The sequence below is a fragment of the Colwellia sp. 6M3 genome (assembly GCF_014077595.1).
Taxonomy (GTDB): Bacteria; Pseudomonadota; Gammaproteobacteria; order Enterobacterales; family Alteromonadaceae; genus Cognaticolwellia.
This window is the reverse complement of the sequence record NZ_JACGWF010000180.1, coordinates 1-1,722: the sequence shown is the minus strand read 5'-3', so window position 1 is coordinate 1,722 and position 1,722 is coordinate 1. Positions and strand designations below refer to the sequence as shown.

Sequence of the window (1,722 nt, the reverse complement as noted above, 5' to 3'; positions counted from 1 at the left end):
TCTCTCCTTTAGTTGACGGTGCATACCAATCTGGTTGTCACACAGCATCAGTTTGGGATAGTAAAGCTAAAGCTAACATTCCTAAGCTTATGAGTTTCATGAACAAGTTTGGCCTTATCACAGCTCGTGATCCTAAGGGTGTATATCCTGCGATGACGGATGTTATTCATAAAGTATTGAATGACCTTACAATTGATGACAGAGCAATCATCATTGGTGGTGACTCGCATACTCGTATGTCTAAAGGTGTAGCATTTGGCGCCGACTCAGGTACTGTTGCAATCGCACTGGCGACAGGTGAAGCGGCGATGCCAATTCCAGAGTCTGTTAAAGTTACCTTTAAAGGCAAAATGCAAGGTCACATGGATTTCCGTGATGTTGTGCATGCAACACAAGCGCAAATGCTTAAACAGTTTGGTGGTGAAAACGTATTCCAAGGTCGTATCATCGAAGTACATATTGGTACTTTAATGGCTGACCAAGCATTCACTTTCACTGATTGGTCTGCAGAAATGAAAGCGAAAGCTTCAATCTGTATTTCAAATAATGAAACCTTAATTAAATCAATCGAGCTTGCTAAGAGCCGTATCCAAATCATGATCGAAAAGGGTATGGAAAACGGAGCTAAAACGCTTAACGGTTTAATCGCATTAGCTGACAAGCGTATTGAAGAAGTTAAATCAGGCACTAGTCCAGCACTAGCACCTGACGACGCAGCTAAATACTATGCAGAAGTTGTTATCGACTTAGACGTTATCGACCAACCAATGATTGCTGACCCTGATGTAAACAACGATGATGCATCTAAGCGTTACACGCATGATGTTATTCGTCCAGTATCATACTATGACGGCAAAACTGTCGACTTAGCCTTTGTAGGCTCTTGTATGGTACATAAAGGTGACATGCAAATCATCGCTCAAATGTTACGTAACATTGAGAAACAAAATGGCAAAGTAGATTTTAAAGTGCCATTAGTTGTTGCGCCACCAACTTACAACATTGTTGATGAGCTTAAAGCTGAAGGCGATTGGGATATTTTACGTAAATATTCTGGTTTTGAATTTGATGATGCTAACCCGAAAGGTGCTGCACGTACTAAGTACGATAACATCATGTATTTGGAACGCCCTGGTTGTAACTTATGTATGGGTAACCAAGAAAAAGCTGAACCTGGCGATACGGTTATCGCAACATCAACGCGTTTATTCCAAGGTCGTGTTGTTGCCGATACTGCTGAGAAAAAAGGTGAATCATTACTAGGTTCAACACCTCTAGTTGTGCTTTCAGCTGTACTTGGCCGTTTCCCATCATTAGAAGAATATAAAGCTGCTGTTGAAGGTATTGACTTAACTCGCTTCGCTCCTCCTACAGAAGAGATGAGCACTAAGTACGTACCGATTAAAATGGTATAAGCTTGGTCTATTTGTTTAGCTAACATGGCTCGTTAACGTTAGCTAAACTCGGTGTTCGACTCAATGCTTAAATCAAGAGTTGAGAGAACATTTAAGATTCAATAGCAAAAAAGGTGACTAATATAAGTCACCTTTTTTATGTCTTCACTAAATTGATATTAGCTAGCAGTAAAATTAATTGTGAGCGTCCGCCAAAAGGCACCTAACATTTAAACCAGCCAAACAGTAAGCTTTCCTAAAATTAATTAGGGATCAGCATATGCAATTAGCTACACAACAAAAATGGACTGCTTTTATTGAGCAGCAA

Annotated in this window: 1 protein-coding gene; it reads left to right on the top strand. The window is 40.1% G+C overall.

Annotated elements, in window-relative coordinates:
* Positions 1-1,415, top strand: a 1,415-nt coding sequence (locus tag H4J50_RS18840; protein WP_259366304.1) for an aconitase family protein, incomplete at its 5' end; no start/stop codon positions are given.
* Positions 1,416-1,722: the final 307 nt, after the last annotated feature.